At 33.5% G+C, this 17,805-nt stretch carries 18 protein-coding genes and 2 pseudogenes; 8 read left to right on the top strand and 12 right to left on the bottom strand.

Annotated elements, in window-relative coordinates:
• Window positions 1-76: 76 nt before the first annotated feature.
• Window positions 77-439 (top strand): annotated as a pseudogene (locus AP058_RS01090) (DUF932 domain-containing protein); the annotation flags it as partial.
• Window positions 440-524: 85 nt separating this feature from the next.
• On the opposite strand, the gene AP058_RS01095 reads toward AP058_RS01090, so the two are convergent.
• The 4 genes from AP058_RS01095 to AP058_RS01110 all read right to left on the bottom strand — a co-directional run bounded on the left by AP058_RS01095 (window position 525) and on the right by AP058_RS01110 (window position 3,778).
• Window positions 525-1,541, bottom strand: coding sequence for a site-specific integrase (locus AP058_RS01095; RefSeq protein WP_066305865.1), 1,017 nt, complete (start codon window positions 1,539-1,541; stop codon window positions 525-527).
• A complete protein-coding gene (locus AP058_RS01100) occupies window positions 1,528-2,517 on the bottom strand; it encodes a tyrosine-type recombinase/integrase (protein ID WP_066305824.1) in 990 nt (329 codons plus the stop codon). The genes AP058_RS01095 and AP058_RS01100 overlap by 14 nt, the downstream gene beginning before the upstream one ends.
• A complete protein-coding gene (locus AP058_RS01105; protein WP_082706534.1) occupies window positions 2,514-3,107 on the bottom strand; it encodes a site-specific integrase in 594 nt (197 codons plus the stop codon). Before AP058_RS01105 ends, AP058_RS01100 begins: the two co-directional genes overlap by 4 nt.
• Before the next feature lie 209 nt (window positions 3,108-3,316).
• A complete protein-coding gene (locus tag AP058_RS01110; RefSeq protein WP_066305829.1) occupies window positions 3,317-3,778 on the bottom strand; it encodes a hypothetical protein in 462 nt (153 codons plus the stop codon).
• A 163-nt stretch (window positions 3,779-3,941) separates the two neighbouring features.
• Here AP058_RS01110 and AP058_RS01115 point away from each other — a divergent pair.
• Both AP058_RS01115 and AP058_RS01120 read left to right on the top strand, forming a co-directional pair.
• Window positions 3,942-4,610: pseudogene (locus tag AP058_RS01115) on the top strand (DUF932 domain-containing protein); the annotation flags it as partial.
• A 315-nt stretch (window positions 4,611-4,925) separates the two neighbouring features.
• Window positions 4,926-5,396: a JAB domain-containing protein gene (locus AP058_RS01120; protein WP_066305833.1), complete on the top strand. Its 471-nt coding sequence runs from the start codon at window positions 4,926-4,928 to the stop codon at window positions 5,394-5,396.
• 331 nt (window positions 5,397-5,727) lie between these two features.
• Here AP058_RS01120 and AP058_RS01125 read toward each other — a convergent pair whose 3' ends face one another.
• Window positions 5,728-6,162 (bottom strand): hypothetical protein, encoded by a 435-nt coding sequence (locus tag AP058_RS01125; RefSeq protein ID WP_066305835.1) that lies wholly within the window; start codon window positions 6,160-6,162, stop codon window positions 5,728-5,730.
• A 219-nt stretch (window positions 6,163-6,381) separates the two neighbouring features.
• Between AP058_RS01125 and AP058_RS01130 the strand changes: the two genes are divergently transcribed.
• Window positions 6,382-6,786 (top strand): response regulator, encoded by a 405-nt coding sequence (locus AP058_RS01130; RefSeq protein ID WP_066305837.1) that lies wholly within the window; start codon window positions 6,382-6,384, stop codon window positions 6,784-6,786.
• Window positions 6,787-7,215: 429 nt separating this feature from the next.
• Window positions 7,216-7,587 (top strand): hypothetical protein, encoded by a 372-nt coding sequence (locus tag AP058_RS01135; RefSeq protein WP_157492551.1) that lies wholly within the window; start codon window positions 7,216-7,218, stop codon window positions 7,585-7,587.
• 949 nt (window positions 7,588-8,536) lie between these two features.
• On the opposite strand, the gene AP058_RS01140 is transcribed toward AP058_RS01135, so the two are convergent.
• Together AP058_RS01140 and AP058_RS01145 are read right to left on the bottom strand one after the other, a co-directional pair.
• Window positions 8,537-8,980 (bottom strand): adenylyltransferase/cytidyltransferase family protein, encoded by a 444-nt coding sequence (locus tag AP058_RS01140; RefSeq protein ID WP_066305842.1) that lies wholly within the window; start codon window positions 8,978-8,980, stop codon window positions 8,537-8,539.
• 139 nt (window positions 8,981-9,119) lie between these two features.
• Window positions 9,120-10,919, bottom strand: a complete 1,800-nt coding sequence (locus AP058_RS01145) for a glycoside hydrolase family 15 protein (protein WP_066305844.1) — start codon at window positions 10,917-10,919, stop codon at window positions 9,120-9,122.
• Window positions 10,920-11,241: 322 nt separating this feature from the next.
• On the opposite strand from AP058_RS01145, the gene AP058_RS01150 reads away from it, so the two are divergent.
• A complete protein-coding gene (locus AP058_RS01150) occupies window positions 11,242-13,452 on the top strand; it encodes a bifunctional alpha,alpha-trehalose-phosphate synthase (UDP-forming)/trehalose-phosphatase (RefSeq protein ID WP_066305847.1) in 2,211 nt (736 codons plus the stop codon).
• Window positions 13,453-13,838: 386 nt separating this feature from the next.
• On the opposite strand, the gene AP058_RS01155 is transcribed toward AP058_RS01150, so the two are convergent.
• The 3 genes from AP058_RS01155 to AP058_RS01165 form a co-directional block, all read right to left on the bottom strand.
• Window positions 13,839-14,489 carry an SOS response-associated peptidase gene (locus tag AP058_RS01155; protein WP_066305848.1) on the bottom strand — a complete coding sequence of 217 codons (651 nt, stop codon included), beginning with the start codon at window positions 14,487-14,489 and terminating at the stop codon, window positions 13,839-13,841.
• A gap of 27 nt (window positions 14,490-14,516) precedes the next feature.
• Window positions 14,517-15,257, bottom strand: a complete 741-nt coding sequence (locus tag AP058_RS01160) for a DUF3891 family protein (RefSeq protein WP_066305850.1) — start codon at window positions 15,255-15,257, stop codon at window positions 14,517-14,519.
• 170 nt (window positions 15,258-15,427) lie between these two features.
• A complete protein-coding gene (locus tag AP058_RS01165; protein WP_066305852.1) occupies window positions 15,428-15,685 on the bottom strand; it encodes a hypothetical protein in 258 nt (85 codons plus the stop codon).
• Window positions 15,686-16,760: 1,075 nt separating this feature from the next.
• On the opposite strand from AP058_RS01165, the gene AP058_RS01170 reads away from it, so the two are divergent.
• The gene (locus AP058_RS01170) at window positions 16,761-17,066 is read left to right on the top strand and encodes a hypothetical protein (protein WP_066305853.1); all 306 of its coding nucleotides are present in this window, start codon (window positions 16,761-16,763) and stop codon (window positions 17,064-17,066) included.
• Here the strand turns inward: AP058_RS01170 and AP058_RS01175 are convergent.
• Entirely contained in the window at window positions 17,043-17,297 is a 255-nt protein-coding gene (locus AP058_RS01175; RefSeq protein ID WP_066305856.1) for a hypothetical protein, read from the bottom strand. The genes AP058_RS01170 and AP058_RS01175 overlap by 24 nt on opposite strands.
• Window positions 17,298-17,355: 58 nt before the next feature.
• Between AP058_RS01175 and AP058_RS01180 the strand changes: the two genes are divergently transcribed.
• On the top strand, window positions 17,356-17,610 hold the full coding sequence (locus AP058_RS01180; protein ID WP_066305858.1) for a hypothetical protein: 255 nt from the start codon (window positions 17,356-17,358) through the stop codon (window positions 17,608-17,610).
• Here AP058_RS01180 and AP058_RS17050 read toward each other — a convergent pair.
• A partial coding sequence (locus AP058_RS17050) for a hypothetical protein (protein WP_231739462.1) occupies window positions 17,603-17,805 on the bottom strand: 203 nt, incomplete at its 5' end. The genes AP058_RS01180 and AP058_RS17050 overlap by 8 nt on opposite strands.

The raw sequence follows: 17,805 nt of genomic DNA on the forward strand, positions 1-17,805 counted from the left end.
TTGCTTTCTTTTTTTCCGTTTTTTCTTTTGAAAAAATGTAATGAAAAATAAGTAGTAACCTTTAATTCTATATATCATGGCACATCAAATTCATTTCAATGAACAAACACAGAAACATGCTTTCTTTTCTGTTAAAGAAAAAGCGTGGCACAATCTAGGTCAAATAGTATCCGATTACCCCACAAGTCAAGAGGCTATTAAATTCGCGGGTTTGGACTATGAGGTCATTAAGTTACCACTGTATTGCAAAACCGAATTAGGACAATCTTTAGAAGTCCCAAATTTTTACAGCACTATTAGGACCGATACAAAAAGTGTTTTAGGGGTCGTGGGAAAAGAGTACCAAATTATTCAAAATAGAGATGCCTTTTCTTTTTTTGATTCTATCGTAGGTGGTACTGGAATTTTATTTGAAACTGCAGGAGCCTTAGGTAATGGTTATGGAAAGTAAACAATAATGTAAAGTAGAATATGGCTAACCATTACTTTTGTGATAATTAAGACATTCTACTTTACATTATATCTTATTTAAAATTCTTGAGCCATTCTAAAAGATTTTCATTTTTAATCCATATCGGGGCTTCTTTTTTCACAACACCAACATATGCCATTTCTATTGCATCTCGTTTTTGTTTAGAATCAATCTTAGCATAAACTTCGGTTGTTGTTACTGATTCATGCCCAAGAATATCACGGATATAAATTAAGTTGACACCCGCTTGTAATAGATGCATGGCTTTTGAATGCCTTAACGAATGGCAACTGATTTTTGTTGGTATGAGCACAGGATTTTCCTTCCTTGCCATTGAGGCATATTTCTGAAGAATATGTGTAACACCTGCCCTTGTTAGTTTTTCTTTACGGGTATTACTAAACAAAGGGTACATATTGGCATAATCTTCAAGCAAAGAGTTCTTTGACATATAATTTTTCAGATGGATAACTTCTTCGTTCATTAATGGAACTATTCTGGCTTTGTTTCCTTTTCCGACTATTTTAATTGTATAAGGTTTGTTTAGTCGTAAACTAAAAGGAGTTAGATCAATAATTTCCTGCACTCGTGCACCTGTATCGTACATCAATGCAATCATCGCTAGGTCACGAATACCCTTACTTGTAGATAGATCAGGTTGGAGCAATAGAAGTTTTATACCATCAATTGTCAGATAATTAATAGAACCTTTATTTGTTTTTTTAACTTTGATTGATAAGATTCTTCGACATTCATCTATTTGCTCAGGCCATTCATATTGAACAAATTTAAAAAAGGAATGCAATGCTGCTAGTCTTACATTACGTGTTGAAATACTACACTTTCGAACCGTTTCCAGATAATTAAGAAAATCATCTACACATTTTTTTGTAAGGTCGCTAAACATCAGCTTTTCAGGTCGTATCTTTTTTTCATTTTCCATAAACGAGATTAGCAAAATAAATGTTGCTCTATAAGATGTAATAGTATTATAACTCATACCTCTTTCTGCTGGCAAATATTTAGTTAGAAAGTCTGCAAGACTTTTAGAAAAATCAACTGTTTTCATAATTGTCATGATTATATAATTCAGGGAATAAAAATGGAGATATATTGTTAACCTTAGTAAGAATAGAAGGGTACATTTCTGATGTCAACCGAACATATGCATTCGTACTGGCAATTGATGTATGTCCTAAGTAAGTAGAAAGAATTGGCATGGAGTAGTATAAATCAATATCGTCTTCTGCCATCTTAGCCAAAGAATGAACACCGAAAGTATGTCTTAGATGATGCAAATGTGGTCCCTGATGCTTTCCTTTATGAGGTATTCCAGCCTGGAATAAAATTTTTCTAAACCAATTGTACACTTTGTGACTATCACAACTATCACCGTTCGGGTGCACAAACAGTAAATTTGTATTTCTCCTTAATGGAAAATGCTTTCTATGACTCATATAGTCACTAATGATCGCTGTTAATGATGCAGAAAGTGGTATCAGTCGGTCTGTTCCATTCTTTGTATTCCGAACCACGACATACTGTTCTTGAAGATTCACATCGGTACAGGATAGGGACAGCGCTTCCCCCAATCGTAAACCGCAACCATACAGTAATCTTAGCAAACATGGCAGTATCATGACTATTGAGTTATAACGAGTACTTTTTGTTTCTAAGTTATCACATGCAATGAACAAAGATTCTATTTCCTCTTTCGTGTAGATATAAGGCGTATATATATTCTTTATTTTCGGTAAAACAGGAAGAAAGGAAGAGTAATTCAATGTTGTTAAGAAAGAAGAAAACGCCCTGATAATTTGTATGCGATTGTACCATGTTTTATCTGATTCATTCGGACGTCTGATGCACCATTGTTTACAAAGTTCCTTGGAAAGTCCAATATTTAGCTCTTCACGGGTAAGCACAAGTTGATCGAACTTTGTGAATGCATATTCGATATTATTGTATTTATATCCAAGACTTCTCTTTAATGCTATAAACTCTTTGATAAAAGGTCTGTAAATGCTGTAATAATAGACGTTCATGATACAAACCCTCCTTTCTGTTGATAAAATATTGAAGGGACTAAAGAAACATCAAGTGCACATTGTCTAAGTTGGTTTATATCAATACGCAGGTAAGGCATTGTTGAAGATGTATGACCATGTCCCAAAGCTTCAGATATAACAGGGAGCGATGTTTTATTTCCGAGAAGTTCACTTGCAAAGCTATGTCTCAGTGCATGTGCCCCATGTTTTCTTTCTTTAAGAGAAATACCTGATCGATGAATATAAAATCTGGCAACACGAGAAACATCTTCCGCTGTTACTTTTTTATATGGCGATAACTGTTGAAGGAAACAGTGACTTTCATCAGAAACCGCACGAGCATATTTTAAATAATCTATAATTGCATTGCCTATCTCTGGCAAAAGAGGTAAAGTAATACTCTTTTTTGTTTTAAACTGCGTAAATGTAAGGATGTGCTTATCCCAATCTATATCTTCAAACTTTAATCCCGCAATATCAGAAACACGCATCCCTAATTTAATCGCCAACAAGATCATAGCGTAATCCCTTTTTCCTGATGAATTAGACCTATCTATAGACTTTAGTATCGATTTTATTTCGTCTATGGAGAATGATGATGGAAGCTTGGGTTGTTGTTTATAATTAGTGCGTTATATTATTTTAGACCAGTCTGTGCTAAAAACCTTTTCTTCATAAGCATACTTAAGAAAACCTTTAACAACTCCCAATGTGGAATGGTTAACCGACACAGTACTGGGATTAAGACTCTTAATAAAGAAAAGAATATATACTTCGTTTATGTCATCTATCTTTTTTATCCCTTTATTTCTAAAAACAAAAAAAGAGCATACAAAGATCTGGTATTATTATTAACGGTACTTTTAGCCAGTCCAAAAGTGGTCTTTCTAAAACGGATATATCCTTCCATTAATATACCAATTTCTCCTGTGAATACTTTCGGTGGATTTCTTCGTAGTGGTGCCGAGCCAAAATGTATCTTACCTGTTTGTTGAAATACAGAAAGCGCATCCACAGTATTTGCTAACCTCCTTTGCATTTGATTAAGATTAGCATATTCGTATACTCCCAGTTTTGATTTTATAAACTGTTTACCCACCGTTATGTCAAAGAACTCAATATTGTTAGCAGATATAAAAATCTTCAGCGGTTTCCATGTTTGCCAGTATTGGCGAATGGTAAATCTGCTTCGTTGAAGTGATCGGAGATGGTTTTCAAAGCTGATTACCAACTCATCAATGGTTTGTACTTCTTTCATAATTAAACATTTAGTTGTTATGGCATAATTGCCAACAACAAAATAATGGAAAGTATAATAGAATACACATTGTGTAACTACAACTAAAAGAACAGCTTTACAAAGACCACTTTACATTATCATTTACTTTCCATAACCATTGTTATGTAAAGCTTTACATAACAAAGGTGAACGCATTTTTATTACCGCCAAACTTCCCGATTACATTCGAGTAGGAAAAGAGGATCTAATCGAAAAATACTTGTTTTTTACTACCTCGCATGATGGTAGCGGTAGTATTACTGCAGCCTTCACCCCTATTCGTATTGTTTGCGCCAATACTTTAAACGCTGCTTTAAGAACACAAACCAATACCGTTCGAATTCGTCACACCGCCAGCGCCAAGCAGCGACTAGAACAAGCGCATAGAGTCATGGGAATTACCGATACATTATCCTCTCAGATGCAAAATATTTTTAATTATTGGGCAACCGTTCCTATAAAAGATAAAGCGGTTAAAAAATTAATTACTTTAGCTCTCGCACCTTCTAAGGAAATTTATTCTAATTTAAAAAATAATACCACGCAGGAGCTTTCAAGTTGTTTTACCAATATGATCGACAATGCTTTTGATTATGCGATGAACGATGAAACCCAACAGTTACCCACCACCAAAGGGACCGTTTTTGGAGCATACAACGCTGTTGCAGGTTATTTTCAAAATGTACGCGCTTACAAAAACCAAGAAGCTAAAGTAAAATCGCTTTTGTTAGCAGGAAATGCGCAGCAACGCAATCAAACTGCTTTCACACTCTGCAGCGAGTTTGCAACCAACAAACTGCAATTGAGCTAATTTTTAAACGGGACTATCCTAACAATAGTCCCGTATTTTACAATAGGATGTACTAATTTGCGCGCCGCCTTTTCTAGGCAAAGCTAGCCGATTTGGCGCTTTCCCTAGAAAAGGCGTTCTTTTTAAACACACAATAGTAAATTCTAAAAACTATCTCTCGACTAATAGTACAACAAAGTTCGGTAATGGATGTCGGTTCTCTAACAAAAAATTCCCCCATAAATACTCGGCGCACCTCCCTTTATTGCGTTGCTTTTTGCGCTCGCTCCACCATGACCGTGCCAGTTCTATTATTAATCTTTAATTATAGAAATCATGGAAAATCATGCTAAAAATTCAAATTGGCTTATCGTATCTGAAATCGAATTAAGCTATAAATCAAGAGTAAAAGCATCTGAAAGACCGCAAATAACCTCGTCAAAATCGGCTTATGAAATTGCATTGCAGCTATGGAATCCCAACACAATTGAACTTTTTGAAGAATTCAAAATTCTACTTCTCAATAACAGCAATAAAGTTCTAGGGGCCTACGAAGTTTCTTCCGGTGGAATTACCGGAACTGTCGTGGACCTCAGACTTATATTTGCAGCAGCTCTAAAAGCAAATGCAACTGCAATTATTATGATTCACAATCATCCCTCTGGAAAATTAATTGCCTCTGATGCAGATAATCAAATTACAGCTAAAGTGAAAGCAGCTGGAAAATTACTAGATATTCAGTTACTAGATCATCTAATTATAACTCGAGAGAATTACTATTCTTTTACAGATGAAGGGGCTTTATAGCCCCTTTTATATTTTCAGTTGATACTTCTATGCGGAATGATAGGATAACCGTACTAGTGCTATCTATTATTAAATTTTATCTGTTGCCAAAGAATTTAAAGCACGCAAGAGGTCAATCTATAGGAAAGTGAAAAGTGAATTCGTACATAGTTAAGAGATATAAAATAGTCGATTTTGGGTCAAAAAAGCCTAACTGAAAAGCAATAAAGTTTACGCAAAAAACTTACTTAGGTTCCTATGGAAACCTAAAATTGATTTGCACATAGTTGATGGTGCAGTTTAAAATAACTTTTAACTGGCTTCATATTTTGAAGTAACTAAGCCAATAGGTTTAAATATAAAAATAAAAACCAAATGCCGTCAAGGCGAATATGATGTGCGCGAGTATAAGTTGTAGGTAGTAGCCTTTAAAATCAATCTTCGGCTGGTGTCTTGTATAATTAAAAATTAAATGCCAGCCTAGTACTCCAATTATACCACTTACAGTTCCTGTAAAAGTCGACCATAGCAAAGTGTCGAACAACTGTTTGCTCCACAGAAAATGATACACCACAACAAATCCCAGTCCAATTAAATAATGGAGGATCCATGCAAAAATGGCTTGAAGCTCTGCAGATCCTTTAAAATGCATTTTTTTTAAAAAGTATTGAAGCAGCACTGGTTCTTTGTAAAGCTCCCTAAAAGTGGTAGAAACTGCGTAGCTGAATGCAGTCATGGTGACCATGGCAAAAAATGCAGCTACAAGGATTTTAAATAATACATCCATAATTCGATCGTTTTAATTTAGTACCAAAGCGATGTAAAGTTAGAAACAAGCTGAAAGTAAGCGTTATATAGTATCATTAGTCTGTTATAAAATTATGGAAATCATGTGAAATTCAAATCTAATTAGTACAATTTTTACTAAAATATTCATAATTTATCTGGTGGTATGCTGATCTAGCACTAATTATTCATAAATTTGAATTTAAATAGTTGCTATAATATGTCAGAAATTACTATATGTTATGTCGCTGATCAAGTGGATGACCTACTCATTTTTGAGGACGCTTTATTAACCATTAAAACTCCTACTATTTTAAAGTTCTATTACTGCGGTGTACAGCTAATAGAGGATCTAGTGCTTTCAGATTCCACTCCGACTATCTTATTTTTAGACTGCAACAGTACACAACTTACTAGTCTGGAAATAGTACAGATCATTAGAAAATCAAAATCTAAAAAGGAGTTGCCAATTATTATATACATAGACGCAACTACTGATGAATTTATTGATCGGTGCTTAATCGCTGGATCTAACCTCTTTATAACTAAATCTTCTTCAGTAAATCAGCGCCGAAGCAATATTGCACAGGCAATTGACAAACTCATAAAGCATTTCGATGTCTAGTAATAGTTGGTACAATTTTCACTTATACCTAGAGTTGTAACAGTAATTAAAAACTGCTAAGGAAGCAAGCAGTAGGATGAGTATCTCTCGTAGGTACACTTGTACTACACCTTTGCGTTATGATCTCCATATAGGTGCTCATGCAGTATTATTTAGTAATAGAACAAAAATTAAATGCAATAATTCGATCCGGAAAAAAAGTTGCAGCTTCTCATTCAGGTATCAAAAATGAATGGAAGTGTTTGCAGAGCGCTTTTAATGTCTAACAGAAACAATAGAGAAGCAAACTATTTTGTTACATTAGCAATTCACTTAAAAGCTTTATTTTTACAAATTTTGGAACTAAATTTAGGTGGAGATTTGATTTATTGATACGAAGAGAATAAATGAAATATAACAACCCATACAATGAAATTAGAATTTATCGACTTGGGACTTTTATTAAAGGCGGATAATCTAACCATCCCATACGGATTGCAAGATGAACTATTATTCGTATGCGTAAAAGCATATTTGCTGGAACTTCTAAATGATCCTGAAACGGAAATATATCATTTTGGTTATGCACCCGACAATACCGCTGACGGTCAAGACGAGCTGCTTTATGATGGAAATTTATTTAGAATAATAGTAAATGAAAAATATGTGGGCGTTGGTCTAGAAAGTTCTCCATTAGAAGTCAAAAAAGCATTCTATAGCTTAGTTGCAAATTATGATCCCGATTGGTGTTCCATAATGCAAGATGCAGGCGAAACTATTATTGAAACAACAATAGAGCTTCTGTATCGGGAAGTATTTTAGTTGCGTTTAAATCCACAGAATATGTTAGTGCATGCTCTACTGGTCTCTGTTTCAGCCATCTTTGCTCGTCAAAAGGAACTAATAATTTCATGTAAGGTATCACAAATCTCAAAATAGGCGTCCAAAACCATTTTTAGCGTCTTAGATTCTCTAGGAAGTTTATTCAGCGCTAACATTTTTTTATAGTACTAGCAACTCACAACGTAGCTATTTATCGGTTGGTTTATTGTCCTAACGTTGTTTGTTTGATTTGGAAGTTATAGCTTTCAAATAATTAATGAATTTTTAATAAATTATGGTATAAGCCATTTCGGATATAACGATTTATACTGATATTCCACGAAATAAAAGATGAAGTGCAGATTATAAAACGTTACCATTAAAAAAAAGCTTTTAATTCTTAATTTTAGTACAAAGTGAAAATTAACAAAATTAATTTATTGTTGTCTAGAAAATGATACCCTGCACCAAACTTTAGTCCGATGAAGTAATACATGATAAATGCTAAAATGGCTTTAAATGTTTCAGACTTTTTTAAGCGTTAAAGCAACACTGGCTCTTTGTAAAGCCCATTGAAAGTGCTAGAGACTACTTAATTGAACGTAATGATAATGCCAATGGCAAAAATGCAGCTAAAGCAATTTTAATAGTACATCTATAATTCTATATTGTTCAATTTATTCCAAAGTGATGTAAGGGTAGAACCATTTGTTTGTGAGTACAGTATGTAGACACTGGGTAAATAATCTAGTTGCCTAATGCGTTTGTAAATTTGGTAATTAGTTTAAAGATAAGAGGAGCACAAACTTACAGTTTCCCCTCCTCATATTTCTTTTCCTGTATTAGCTTTTTAGTTTATACATTAACGCATATTTTTACATAATTAATGATTAATTAAAGTCATTAATTTGACTAATAAGCTTGTTAGTAGCTATAACTGTAAATGCCATCAGTCCACTTTTTTAAGGTACTCACATTTAAATACTTCCGCCCTTAAGCCGCTACTAGAAAAACGATGATCGCGTTTATTAAATAGCAATTCTACCCCTTTATCCTCGCAATATTTTCGACCCGTGAATTTTACATCTTTATATTCTTCTCCTAAAATTCTCACGTTTATTGGAAAAGCACGAAGAATATCTTCTAGGTCTTGCTCAGTGGTATAAGGTATAATTTCATCTACAAATTTGCATCCTTTCAACTGGATATATCTCTCTACTACCGATTGTGTAGGTTTATTTTTTTCTGGACGATCGCTTGTCGGATCAGTCTGCAAACCGACAATAAGATAATCACAATGCATTTTCGCTTCTTCTAACATCCTTACATGACCCGCGTGCAATAAATCGAAGGCACTAAAAGTTATTCCTATTTTTTTACTTAAATCCGTCATTTTTATAATTTTTAAGACTATAACTTATGAAATACTCATTTATTTTATCAAAACTATACCATCTTAGACCGTACATTATTACATAATAAACAGCAGAAATTATAAAATTTATTGTCTGATTTAAATCATTATTAAGAAATTAGCTGATGGTATCACGAACAGCTTCTTCCTCTGTTATAGTAGACAGATTAATAGCTGTCTCAATTAAAGCTAAGTGGGAATAAGCTTGTGGGAAATTACCAAGCAAACGTTTTGTCTTAAAATCAATATCCTCACTAAATAGTCCCAAATGATTGCTGTAACTTAGTAATTTCTTAAATAATTTTTCCGCTTTTTTTTGTTGTCCTATTTTAAATAAACTATTTATAAACCAGAATGTGCAAATCGTAAATGAAGAGGACGGTAAACCAAAATCATCTTTATTTTTATATCTGTATAGTAGTCCATCATTACTAAGATTTTTCTCAATGGCAATTACTGTGCTTACATAGCGAGGATCTAACGCATCGATAAATCCGTAATTTTCCATTAACAGAACGGCGGCATCAAGATCTTCTGATCCGTACGACTGCGTGAAAGCTTGAGCACTTTCATTCCAAGCATTTTCAAGTATATCTGCTTTTATAGTTACTAAGAGTTGCTTCCATTTATTGGCTATGGAAAACTTTCCTAAAATTTCGGCTACTTTGACAGCACGATCCAGAGCGGTCCAACAAAGTACTTTCGAGAAAGTAAAGTGCCGTTCTTCCGTTCTAAATTCCCAAATTCCCTTATCTGGTTCCTGCCAGTGATTTTGAACTACCCATACAATACCTTTGGTAATATTCCAAAGTTCCTCCACATTTTCTGTATCGTTTGTAAAGTTTATTAAACGTTGATGAATCACATCCATTAGGATGCCATAGATATCATTCTGTCTCTGCGAATAAGCCGCATTACCCACTCGCACTGGCTTACTTCCCATGTAACCGCTGAGATGGTCCAATGTGGATTCTGTCAATTCTTTTTCTTTATTTATCCCATACATGATTTGTAGTTTCTCATCTTTATTAGGTATAAGATCAACTATAAATTGAAGATAATCCTTTGCGAGTTCAACATGACCTAACTCTGATACAACCTTGACTACCATAGATGCATCCCGAATCCAGCAAAAGCGATAATCCCAATTGCGCACTTCTCCAATTGTCTCAGGCAGAGAAGTTGTTATGGCAGCTAATACCGCTCCAGTTTTTTGATAGGAAAGCATTTTTAGCGTTAAAACACTTCGCAGAATTTCCTTATTGAATTTTTTATACTCAGTAGTACGATCTGCCCAACCTAACCAGTATGTTTTTGTTCTTTCAAACTCTAGGCGAATTTTAGCTAAGGTGGGTAAAAATATCTTCTCGTTATAAGCCATTAGTATATAGCCATCATCTTCTAGTTCGATCAATTTGCTTTCCGAAATAGACTGCTTACAAAAGTTACTGTACAAAAATAACGAGTCAAATTTTAAGGTATTACTGACACTAATTACGTGGTCTTCTTTTACGAATGTACTAGTCACTCCACTCGCATATTCAAGTTTCGGATCATATAATATAGCAAATTGAGGTCTGCCTGAAATTTTCCTAAAATAGCGTATAATCTCAGGAGGTATATTGTAATCCCCATTATCTTTTTTGTATCGAGGCATAAAATCATTCACTTCAAAAACATCGGTACCGTTATCAAAAGTAGTAACCAATATATTGGTATTTTCAAGATATTTCTGGGTTCTAAAGTAATGATCATCGGTAATTATTTCAAAGCTTCCACCAATATTATCATCCAAAATTTTTGCAAATACAGATGCGGAATCAAATTCCGGGAGACAGCACCAGTCGATAGATCCTTTATCTGATATTAACGCCGCACTTCTGCAATTTCCAATTATTCCGTAGTTTAAGTTATTCATATAATCCTTTTCTTATTTTTAAAATTCAGTAATTACCTAAATTTATAAAAAGATTTTAATTCAACCAAATTTAAAAAGTAGTCCTTGTAATTACCACAACTGCAAGTAAACAAAAGTTTGTAAATTCTAAACCTTAATCAAATGTTTATCCGTACTCAATTTCGAAATGTTATTAGATAAATCTATAAATTATTAACGCAATAATGTAAATGAAAAATACGTGCAACTGTTAATTTTGATTTCTGAAAAATAATAGCCGCAAATGTTTGTTGAAAGGAAAATATTTTAATTTTTTTTTTACTTTAAAATTAATACATACATCATGAATAAAACGATAATAGTATCTAATCGCTTACCTGTAGATCTTAAATATGAAAATAGCACTCTAGTAGCGAAGGGAAGTACAGGCGGTTTAGCCACCGGAATGAAATCTGTACATAAAGACGGGAACGGTATTTGGATTGGGTGGTCGGGCTTGATTGAACAACAAATTAATTCAAGTAAAGCCAAAGAGGTTGATGCGATTTTATGGCAAGAAAAATGTGTGCGAGTACCGCTTACTCAAAATGATATCGATAACTATTACTACGGTTTTAGTAATAGTGCTCTTTGGCCGCTATTCCACTATTTTCAGTCTTTCACAGAATTTGAAATTGAACATTGGAACGCCTATAAAGAAGTAAATGAAAAATTTGCTGCGGTCATTTTAGAACAGGCAAAAGATGGTGATACTGTTTGGGTGCATGATTATCAACTTTTGTTATTGCCGCAATTATTAAGAAAAGCGAACAAAAATATTACTATTGGATTTTTCCTGCACATTCCCTATCCTTCATATGAATTGTTTAAAACTTGTCCTTGGCGTGATGACCTGCTAGAGGGTATGTTGGGAGCAGATCTAATTGGCTTTCATACTTATGATTATGTGAGACATTTTATAAGTTCAGTTGGCAGACTTACGAACTATGAAGTCCATTTTAGTGAAATTCATTATCAAAACCGAATCATTAAAGTCGATTGCTTTCCTATGGGTATTGATTACACAAAATATAATACGGCAGCCTTAGCACGAATCAATCAAAAAGAGGATTCTAAAACTGAGTTGATGAAAAGTTTAGATGTACATAATGATTCGCATTCGGACAGCAAATTAATATTATCAATTGACCGAATGGACTATACCAAGGGCATAGCCAACCGAATTAAGTCTTTTGAATATTTTTTAACCAAATATCCACAATACGTAGGAAAAGTACGTTTAGTAATGCTTGCAGTTCCCTCTAGAGAAAATGTGCCACAATACCAACGGTTAAAAAGAGAAATAGACGAACTTGTAGGTAGGATCAATGGGGAACACTCCCTTTTAAATTGGACTCCAATATGGTATTTTTACAGAGCCTTACCTTTCGATGATCTTATTGATTTATACGTATCCTCTGATGTAGCGATGGTCACCCCGATACGAGACGGAATGAATCTAGTCGCTAAAGAATATGTAGCTACAAGAACGCAAGGTAGCGGTGTGCTTATATTAAGTGAAATGGCAGGCGCCGCACAAGAGATGCACGAAGCTCTTATTGTTAATCCTAATAACTTTGAACAGATTGCAGATTCACTAAAAAATGCCCTCGAAATGCCAGCAATAGAGCAAAGGGATCGAATCCAAGCTTTACAGAAAAGAATATCTCGTTATAACGTCGAACTATGGGCAAGTGAATTTCTAAAGTCGCTTCAATTAGCTAAAAGTTTTATTCCTGTGCAAGTAGCAGAAAAACTTTCAGAGCAAGTTTTGGATTCAATTCATCAAAATTTTAAAAGTGCCAAAAAGAAAATCTTTCTATTGGATTATGATGGAACTTTGGCTGGCTTTAAAAACAATCCCATTGATGCCTATCCGGATGATGAATTGCTTATACTCTTGGATTCAATAGCAAAACTGGAAAATACCGAAATTGCCATAGTGAGTGGCCGTGATCGCACAACCTTAATGGAATGGTTTGGAGACAGGGCGTACACGCTTATTACCGATCATGGTGCTTGGCTACGCAAAAAAGGGGAAAATTGGATTTGTCAGGATCACTTTAAAACAGAATGGAAAGCAAATGTTAGACCCATCTTTGAAACGTTTGTGGATCGAACACCTGGAGCATTTATAGAGGAAAAAGAATTCTCCATCGCATGGCACTATCGTAAGGCTGATGCAGAGATGGCTGACTTAAGAAAAATGGAATTTAAACATGTATTAAAAGGTTTACTTTCCAATGACTTCTTATCGGTATTAGAAGGAAATAAAGTTCTAGAAGTTAAAAATAGTAACATTAATAAAGGTCGCGCTAGCTTACAACTTTTACAAGACGAAAATTATGATTTTGTTTTTGCTATTGGTGATGATTGGACTGACGAGTTTATGTTTAATGATCTGCCTCAAAGTACTTTTACAGTTAAAGTAGGAAACGTTAACACAGCAGCAAAATATTATATTGAAGATATTTCTGAGGTGCGCCCTTTGTTGCATGCCATAATTAGAACCTAATAGTTATTTTATTTATAATCTAAATTTATAATATTTTGGAAGTGTTATGGAAGTGTTATGGAAGAAAATTAAAATGTAAAACTTGCGGAAAAAACTTTCAAAGCTTGACCATGTGACTTTTATTTTAATAAAAACAATCTAGAACAAAATTATGGCACTAAGTAGCAATCCAATTAATATCTTTCTTTTTATGAATTATTCAATTAAAATTAGATTTAACAAAAATTTTCAAAGATAATATTGAGCTATATTAACGTTTACAAATGAAAATTATTTTAGTACTGGTTCTTAAACTTCCTTCTTAGGATTTTAGACAGCATAGTACAAATAAATTAATGAATATGATCCCGATTGGTGTCCCATAATGCAAGATGCAGGCGAAACTATTATTGAAACAACAATAGAGCTTCTGTATCGGGAAGTATTTGAGTTGCGTTTAAATCCACAGAATATGGAAATGAAAATTGCTCAATTGGTGTCTGCTTCAGCCATCGTTCTTCATCTTCCGGCTTTAAAATCACAGGCATTCTTTTTTTATTATTGTGAATTTTTGCCATTAAAGCATTAGCTTCAGTAGTTACGATTGTATATGTATTTCTAATCTCACCCGTATGACTGTTAGTCCATCGGGAATACAAACCGGCAAAAGCAAACAACTCTTCATTGGCAATACCTAATTTGTACTTTACTTTGTTTTTACCTTTTGCATCTAACCATTGCCACTCAAAGTAACCATTTGCAATTACTAGGCACCGTTGATTAGTCACGTCACGAAACGAAGGCTTTTCATCAAGTGTTTCTATTTTAGCATTTAAAGTTAGCGCTCTAATATCTTCATCTTTGGACCAATGTGGAATTAAACCCCAGTTAAAATGCTGAATGATTTTGGGATTGTCGTTGGTAATGACTGGTGTTTTGGGAAACAAAAAACCATTAAAATGATCGTGAGGAGCAAATTCAGCATAGTTCTTTATTTTTGCATCAAATCTTTTTTCAATTTGATCGGCGAATTTGTCTTGAATCGTATGATAGCACATGTTTCTTTTATTTTTATTGAAGTTGGTTTATCGTGACAATACAAAATCTGCTCTTTGTACTTCAGTACGAATACAAATCTCATTAAATTCTTTAATAGAATTAAATTGTAGCTGTTCAATTATTTTGTATTCATAAAAAACCTTAAAATTATCATTTTTAAACACCCAAGGTTCTACTGAAATTATATTTTCACTTTTATAAAAGGTACGATTCATATCACCATCTGGACTTTCTGAAATTTCCATCTTTCTGCCTTCAGCTTGAATTTTATCCATGCAAATAAGAAGAGAAAAAGCATCGCACCATTCGACAAATCGATACAGTCGATCAACATACTTTTTATCAACATTTAATTTTTTTAGAATTTCACTTCGCTTGTGCTTCTGTTCATTTAAAAAAGTAAGGACTTGTTTATTCTTAATTTTATCTTTATCACCAAAAATAAAATTTAAATGCATGGACGTTAATAAAGCATTTAGCTGGCTTTTAGAAGCTGATAACTCCATTACATTGTGATATTGATGTAGATCAGCATTTTCAGGACCGTCACCAATATCGAAATTTTTTGGTGCGCCTGCTTGCGTTAAGTTTTTATTTTGCAACGTTTCGGCTACACCGTCATCGTGTTCCGCAATAGCGATTAATGTGGGAACCAAAATCTCGTTTGGGAGTTCGATGTTGTATTGATTCGCTAACATAGCAGCTAGTAATCCGTGCGAGCGCTGGTTGATAATTTTCCAACCTTTTTGATGAGACAAAACAATCATAAGCGCAATACTTTACGTAGTTACAATTCTAATTTTTTTTTAATGCTTAACTAGGCGCACTTTAATAAGTGTAACGTTGAATAGATGTACTAGAATATCTGTTTTATTACATCTATTTGGTTTACTCTCAAAAAAACCTGCATGAGCAGGCTTTTGAATCGTCTTAAATTTTAATTGCCGGGATTGTCCTTTGCATCACTGCCCTCTACTTTAACAATTTTATTATAAACTCCTAAAAGTAGAAAGGATGTCGCCCACTGTCCTACGAACAATGACGTTTTACCTTTTCCCATAACCTTAAGGGTAGCCGAACCAACCATTGAGGCAACTGCTGCCCATAAAAATAAATCTGAAGGTAGCTTGGCTGTTTGTTCTTCAATCTTTTTAGCTACCGGTCCTTCTGAATGATCGTTTTGTATAATGCTCATAACTTTACTTATTTAAATTAATATTTCTTATATAAATTTACAATAGTCTTATATTTAACTGTTTATATAATTTAAATAAGTTGTTATATAACTTAAATTGAGAAAAATATTATTCCACACTCTTCTTAACCCATTTTATACAAATGTAAAGTGATAATTAAAATACATCAACTTAAGATTATGTATTCTACTGCGTCAAAATTTATCGAAGTGGATAAAAATTGATCTCTAACTTTTTTTCAAGTACTTCAAAATTAAGGGAGTCCTACTAAGGCAGACACTAAAGAAAATTCAGCAAATTGGATGGAACAGTGTAAAATTACTTCTAAAAAAATTATGCACTCATCTTAACTCGTGGAAAATCTATCGTATGAGGTTTGGGTACGGTTTTCTAGTAGTTCGACATTAATCTTAGTTACTATTATGCGCCGTTATCAATTGGTGATCTTTCGCGTGTGAATTTCTCTGATGGGGAACAAATGGCATGGTAGCCATTTTTAAAATAGTAAAGGAGGGAAACTGATACTCTATCGCTACTTATCTCAGCAAAAAATAACGTCCTCCACCGTGCAAGGGCAACACCTGTAAATTATTTGGAAAGTAAGTGGTGTTCAAATAATTTCCTTCGTAATCAATGCAAGTCCCCAAAACATTCTCCCCTTTACCGTTGGTACTTGTTTTCGAGGTATAAGATGTCCTTCATTCGGATTTCCTTTTTAGTATGTTGAATTAGATCTCTAGCCATGAAAAACCTTGTAAAAGTATTCAAATGCAGTCGGGTAATTGTAACGGAAAATATATTCCTTCAGCATTCTTGACTTTACTACCCCAGACCTTATAGTATATCTCGCTAATTACTAATAGAAAAGCCTTGAATAAAAAAGGTGACAAAGTCTTACAAATAAATCGTTATAAAAATTATTGGATTACCTTTTGCTTATATTTGTACATTAAATAAACGCTTATAAATGGCTGTAATACCTTCAAATTAGGCAGACTTTACGCCATTATATAGCTTATATATAATAGTTGGCAGACAGCTTGGGAACCTAAATAAAAATCAGAAGTATAAAACATGACAAATACAGAGAAAAAGGTACATTTAAAAAATATACTTTCCAAAATAGAAAATCTAAACATTTCAGAATCTTCAATACGAGATTTAGGTAATTTAATAAGATCTGAACAGCGTAGAGAATTTAGTTCTGAAGCTGAAAGTAAATTATATTCTAACAATTTAAGGCAAACCATAGAAAAAAATCTTGAAGATTTAGAAGAAAATGCAACTAAACCAAAAGTTAGAATAGATTTATTTAAAGACTGTGTTTCAAATTTTAAACAAGACATAAAAAGAGAATTAGGTGATTTGAAACATAGGTGAACGCATTGATTTTGTAACAATATATAAAAAGTCTTCATAACTTTCTAATTTATATCTTTGAGCAATATACTCTCTTTCTGTGCCAAGCGAACGCTCAAAGTAGATAACTGAATCTATAATCTGAATTGTAACAGTGAATCCAAAGAAACCAACAAATTTAATATTATTCTCTTTTTCTTTAACAATACTAAATCCTTCATCTATTAAAAAACTTTTAATTGAATCTAACATAAATATTTAATTTAAAATTTAATTCGCTTTGATATGGCGGAATTATAAACCACTTTATATGACTGAAATAAACCAACTTATTAAAATTTCAAAATTTTTACAGCGTTTAGCTTACTTTCTATTTGTGTTTATTTGGGGAGAAATTATTTTTTACTTTACAAATTATTCTTCTCCAGGAGAATTATTTTACAAAGAGTATGGTGCAAATGGTATTTCGCTTTACCTAGGAAGTATTTTGGTTTTGATTATTATACTTTCAGCACAATCAAAAAGAATAAGTGATATTGCTTATCGAATAAAGAAAACTAAATAAAACAAGAAAAGCCAATCTGCCAACAGTTGTTTGTGTATAGTGGGGATTTAGTGGTAAATTCACGTTCACGGTTCGCAAGAACTTTAGTAGTAACCGAAAATACTCTGCTCCCGAAATCCCCACCATCCACAAGCAACGGGACGTCAGGCTGTGAAAAAACTTCTTTTTCCTCTAATATGCCCTCACATTGGTATT

The organism is Flavobacterium sp. TAB 87, from assembly GCF_001529295.1.
In the GTDB taxonomy this organism is placed as follows: domain Bacteria; phylum Bacteroidota; class Bacteroidia; order Flavobacteriales; family Flavobacteriaceae; genus Flavobacterium.